Below are 6,088 nucleotides of genomic sequence, written 5' to 3'. Positions count from 1 at the left end.
TGTTACGTGGCTGCTTTTCCATACCGAACACCTCTCCTCGTTAACCTTATTATCTTTCTACACTTAAGAGGTGTCCACTTATTATTCTAATTGCACTTTTACATTTTGAGGAGCTAAATCGTCGAAAATGAGGCTGACAAACTGTATTTTTACATTTTGAGAAGCTACGCTGATATCAGTATCGGCCTATACGGAACTAAACTTCGCTATTAGAGAAAGTCACTTCCTTTCTGCGCAACTAGTCTGGAAACCCCGAAGTATACATCACGCGAACAAACAAAGAGACGGCTTTCGCCGTCCCTCTGAATAAACCGTTTAGCTGCCGTACACTTCAAAATTCCACAGCGAGTATCCGAAAGCCGTTGCGCGTTCCGTGCCGTTCATTCGGACATACCGTCCGCTGCCGTTAACGGTTAATTGCTCAACGCCTCCGTTACCATTCGTAGTGGCATATAGATCAGTCCACGTCGAGCCGTTGTCGGATATTTGAATTTGATACGACTTGGCGTGAGCGGTCTCCCACTCCAGCTTAACCCCCGTTATTTGCCGGGTTTGACCGAGATCAACCGTAATCCACTGCGGATCGGCTCCCATCTCCGAACCCCAGCGTGTGCCCGGATCTCCATCAAAGGCGTTCGCCGCTGCGAACGGCTCCTGAACCGACGATGCGGAGGCCGTTTTATTAAGCGACAACAGCGCAGAAGGTGCTGTTGTTGTTGGACCGTACACTTCAACTTCATAGAGTGAATAGCCGTAAATCGTTCCTCTTTCGGTCATATTGATGCGCACATAACGGCCGTTGCCGTTTACCGTCACTTCATCGACGCCTCCGTCGCCCGTCGTCGTCGAATATAGATCCGTCCACGCCGTTCCATTATCGGAGACTTGAATTTGATACGACTTGCCGTACGCCGTCTCCCAATTCAGCTTCACTTTGCCGATCGGCTGCGAGGTGCCAAGATCAATAGTCAGCGTCTGCGCGTCAACGCCCGCCTCGGAAGCCCATCTCGTCTCCGCGCTGCCGTCAACAGCATTTGCCCCTGCAAATGGCGCCTGCGTCGAGGAAACCGTTACTGTCTTGCCCAGCGCAATATTAGTGCCAGGCGCTCCTGGCCCCTCGCCGCCTCCTTCTTCTCCGCCTTCCCCAATCTCTGCCCAATCGTCGGAAACGTTCGAATTGGTCATTGGATTGACGGTGACGAGCGATTTAGCACCCACGACTGCCGTGCCCGTTGTGCCGCCGGAGCTGTTTTTGAACGTTACCGTAACCGGCTGGGACGTCGGATTCCAGACAACAGCTTTATAGGCAGTTCCTTTTTTGTATACCGTTGCGCTGCTCCAGCCCGTCGCATAGACGTCTTTCGTACGCTCTCCAAGCGAAGCCATGTTGTGAATGAACCAATACGTATTGAAAATTTCATTTTTCTGCATCGTCGAAGCGTTCCACTTGGCAATTACCGCCTGCGGATTGCTGAGCGCTTGAATCGGCCACACAATGTGCTGCCATTCCGTCTCCGGTCCGCCGTTATCGGTTACAAATCCGTTGTAAAGCGATGCTGCTTTGCCCGGATTCAAGGCGTAGCTCGTTAAATACTCCGATGTCGGAAGCCAGTGGATACCGTAGATATGAACCGGCAATCCGCTGAAGAACGTTCCATAGAAGTACGAGGAACCGTATACTTGTCCAACCGACTTATGCGACCATTCTGGCAGCCAGTTGTCGCCGTCATAGTTGAACCAGTATTGCTCGACTGCCTTCAGTTCCGTTGTAAAGCCGTAGATCGACGCATCGCGGAATGCCGTATCCCCGGTCAGCAAGCTCCACATATATTGGCCTACCCAGCCAAACAACGATTCTCCGGCTGCTTCCTGATTGTTGCCGCTGTCGTTGTCTGCGTAGCCGCCCGCCCATGAATGGCCTTGATACGGATCAAAGCTGCGGAAGAACGGATACTGCGAATCGGTACGGGACGGATTCGCGTAATCGCGAATCAGATGATTGACCATATCGCCGTATTGCGTGCGGAAGCTGTCATCAAACGTAGCCAGAACCGCTGAAGCGAACACGTAATAGCCATACGTAAAATGATGATCCGTAATGCCGCTGTTAGCTCCAAACTCACTCGTCTTGTAGTACATCGTGCCCCAATCCGAGTTGTAGTAGAAGAAGTAGTCCGGCTCGCCTTGCGTATACGTATACCAGTCCGCTAATATCGTACGCATGCGGGCCAAAAATTTATCCCGGTAAGCCGTCTCTCCCATTTCATTGGCAGCTAGAACGCCCATTGCGAGAGGATGCAATCTTTTTCCTTGCCAGTAAGCGTCGGCAGCCATCAGGTTGCCTGACGTTTCTTCATCGAGACTTTTCAAATAGGCCACCATCTGCGTCCGGTTGTATTCCGGATTGTCAGGCTGCGTAAACTGCGGCACGATGCCGTAGAACCGGTCGACGGTCGTGAAGGAGTTGCCCTCTCTCACTTTAAGCGTTCCGCGGATCGAAGGATACGTAAGCGCCGTAAGCGGCGAGCTCGTCACCTTCCATTGATGCGGATAAAGCGCCTGCAGCGTCTGATTGGAGAAGCCTGTCCGCTTAAGCTCGGTCGTGACGTTGAAATTCGTTGTCACGAGCGAAGTTGCAGCATTGTAGTCATAACTCACTTGAGTGCCTGTTACAAACGCATAAGCGTGCTGGTAATAGAAGTTCAAATCAGCTGCGGAAGGAAGCGATGCTATCGACAAATAATTTTGGCCGCTGCCCAGCTGCATTTTGATTTTAGCGCCTGCTTTCGTAAACACCGTGCCCGGAGGGGCGAAAATGCCGTATTCACGCGTCTGCGGCGTTCCGTTTGGTCTGCCGTCAGTATTAACTACTGTGACGCGCAAATGATCCGTTGTCACGGTCGAGCCGTCCGCGGCAAGCACCGCGGCGCCGCTCGCATTGTATATGCCCGTAATGAGCGGCGAGTAAATCTCCGCTGAGCTTGGATCACTAAAGGTATTGTAGACATAAGGCGATCCTTTGACGATCGTCGTTTTCATTTTATCCGTGGCGTTATCGCTGATGACTGCGTCAACCGACCAGTCGCTGTAGCCCGTTACGCGATTGTCCATTTTGGACGAATCGATATTGCCTGCCATGACATACAGATCGGGATTGCCGTCTGCATTTACAGCAGAGCCATCGCCGTTCAGCCAGCCCGCACCGGGATTCAGTATGCCGAGGCCTTGCGGGAAGTATTTCATTTTTATAGGCAGTGTAATGAGATAATCGCCAAAAGGCTTAATGAGCATCGATTGCCACCAGTCATTGGATTGAATCGGTGCGTTGACATTCGACGATTTATGAGTCGGAAATTTCGGCTGCGGCATTTTAATATCGTTGATTAAATAGCTGCCTTGGCCAACTTGGACAGTCGAAGGTGTCGGCAGCGACGGAATGGTGTAGGTCGGCTGCGGATGTCCGGGAACATAGTCGTAAACTTCAAACTCCAGAAGCGAGTAGCCGAAGCTTGTCGCCCGCGCAATTCCGTTCATTCGAACGTAACGGCCGCTCGTATACAGTTGAATGTCCTGCTTGCCTCCTGTGCCCTTCAGCTCCCGGTAGACGGTTGTCCATTGCGAGCCGTTAGAGGAAACCTGCAGATCAAATGCGCGTCCGGCTGCAGTCTCCCAATTGAGCACAACACGCCCAATCGTATGGGAAGCCCCAAGGTCTACCGTAAACCATTCGTTATCTGTATGATTGGACCCCCACCGCGTTCCCGGATTGCCGTCCACAGCATTCGCAGGCAGTGTGGAGCCCGGCGGCAAGTAACCCGATTCCTCAAATGAGGAAGCTGTTACCGGCTTGCCCTGTGCAATGTTGGGACCGTACTCCAATGGCGGTGTACCTGCGCCCCCTGTTCCGTAAATCTCCAGCTCCAGAATGGAGTAGCCATAAGCGGGCAAAGAACGCTCCGTACCGTAAATACGGACATACCGGCCATTGCCGGATACGGAAATATCGTCTATGCCGCCGTCTCCTGTCGTCGTGCTGTACAGATCGGTCCAAGTCATCTCGTTGTTGGACACTTGAATTTTATACGACTTGGCATATGCGCCTTCCCACTGAATCTTAACCCGGTCAACAGCGGCAGCCGCCCCGAGATCGATATAAATCCATTGCGGATCTTCTCCCCATTTACTTGCCCAGCGAGTACCTGTATTACCGTCCACAGCAAGATGGGCTGCATTGGCACCCTCTACCGATGAAGCATAGGCCGTCCGGTTTAACGACAGCAGATAGGAGCCCGCGGCATGCGCCTGCCTCTCCGTCAAGGCCGACACTAGCGTTAACACAAGCGCTGCGACCAGTAATTGCGCCAGCAGCTTTTTGCCCGCCCCCGCCGTTCGTTTGGTTTGACTCCAATAAACAGATTCCATTATTTAATTCCTCCCAAGTTTAGGTTTGGTTTGATGCGGTCTTGCCGTTGCTGCAACGTTTTTTTACAAAGACACGCCTTCCCCGAAAAAAATGACAATAAATTTAAATCCCTCCTTTATTTAGTAAGCGCTTCCATGGTCTTCCGCTTCTTAGTATAAAAGCTTTGAAGCGTGTCAGGACATGCCGAGAATTTGCGTTTTATGCCAGAATATCGTCACATTTTTTCCCAAACACCCCCTTTCCGCACACCGTATACGCGAAAATTTGCATGAAAAAAGCCCGAAAACGACGCACATAGGCGGTTTCCAGGCTTTGTTGAACCGAATGCTGCCACTTACCCCAAATAATCATTTCCTTCAAAAAACTCAAAGGTGAAATCGGCGATTTGCACCGTATCTCCGTCCTTCGCGCCTTTTTTCCGAAGCGCCGCATCAACGCCCATTTTACGCATAATTTGCGCAAAACGCATGATCGCGTCGTAAGAATTCATATTCATACGCTTCAAGTAATTTTCAATCGATTTGCCTTCAACGACGAAAATTTCGTCTTCTCTGCGAATCGTGAACGAAGAATCTTCGCGTTTCTCGAAGCTGAATACTTTCCGTTCCGCGACATCCTTCACCTCTTCGATATCAAGCTCCAGAGGTACTGTATCGAGCGTATCCGCTGCCTTATACAGCAGCTCCTGAATGCCTTGCTTCGTCAATGAAGAAATCGGCACGATGAGATATTCCCGTTCGCCGCGGACTTCATCCAGCTGCTGCTTAAACAGCTCCAGGTTGTCCGCCGCTTCCGGCATATCCATTTTGTTCGCGGCAATAATTTGCGGGCGGTCCTTCAGCTTCTCATTGTAGAGGCTAAGCTCTTCGTTGATCTTCTGCCAATCCTCGAACGGATCACGGCCCTCCGAGCCCGCCATATCAATAACGTGGATGATAACCCGCGTCCGCTCGACATGCCGCAGAAACTCGTGGCCCAGTCCAACGCCTTCGCTGGCTCCTTCAATAAGACCCGGCAAATCGGCCATTACGAAGCTGCGGTCATCACCAACGTCAACGACACCCAGATTAGGCGTAATCGTCGTAAAATGATAGGCGCCGATCTTCGGCTTCGCGCCGGATACAACCGACAGAAGCGTCGATTTCCCTACGCTCGGGAATCCGACAAGACCAACATCCGCCATTACCTTCAGCTCCAGAACGACCCAGCGCTCTTCGCCTTCTTCACCATTCTCGCAAATATCCGGTGCCGGATTGTTAATCGTAGCAAAGCGGATATTGCCGCGTCCGCCGCGTCCGCCGCGGGCAACGATTACTTCTTGGCCATGGCGCGTCATATCGGCGATAATTTCTTGCGTATCATCATCGACAATAACGGTGCCCGGCGGAATCCGGACGATCATATCATCTGCGCTGGCGCCATGCATGCTTTTTACTTTGCCCCGCTCGCCGGCCGGACCTTTAAAATGCTTCTGGTAGCGAAAATCCATCAACGTGCGCAAACCTTCATCTACACGGAAAATAACGTTGCCGCCTCTTCCTCCGTCACCGCCTGCTGGACCGCCCTCAGGTACGTATTTCTCACGGCGGTATGAGACGATGCCATTGCCTCCGTCGCCGCCTTTTACAAATATTTTCGCTTTATCGACAAACATGCTGTGCCTCC

At 51.8% G+C, this 6,088-nt stretch carries 2 protein-coding genes; both read right to left on the bottom strand.

Going from position 1 to position 6,088, the window contains the following annotated elements; translation table 11 throughout:
* Nucleotides 1-315 precede the first annotated feature (315 nt).
* Nucleotides 316-4,422, bottom strand: a complete 4,107-nt coding sequence (locus tag ACFVVF_RS16255) for a discoidin domain-containing protein (RefSeq protein WP_387811405.1) — start codon at nt 4,420-4,422, stop codon at nt 316-318.
* Nucleotides 4,423-4,757: 335 nt separating this feature from the next.
* A complete protein-coding gene (gene obgE / locus ACFVVF_RS16250) occupies nt 4,758-6,077 on the bottom strand; it encodes a GTPase ObgE (RefSeq protein ID WP_387811403.1) in 1,320 nt (439 codons plus the stop codon).
* Between the last annotated feature and the right edge of the window lie 11 nt (nt 6,078-6,088).

The sequence above is a fragment of the Paenibacillus sp. NPDC058174 genome (assembly GCF_042883865.1).
Taxonomy (GTDB): Bacteria; Bacillota; Bacilli; order Paenibacillales; family Paenibacillaceae; genus Pristimantibacillus.
Note: the sequence above shows the minus strand (reverse complement) of the source record. Positions and strands in the feature narration are given on the sequence as shown.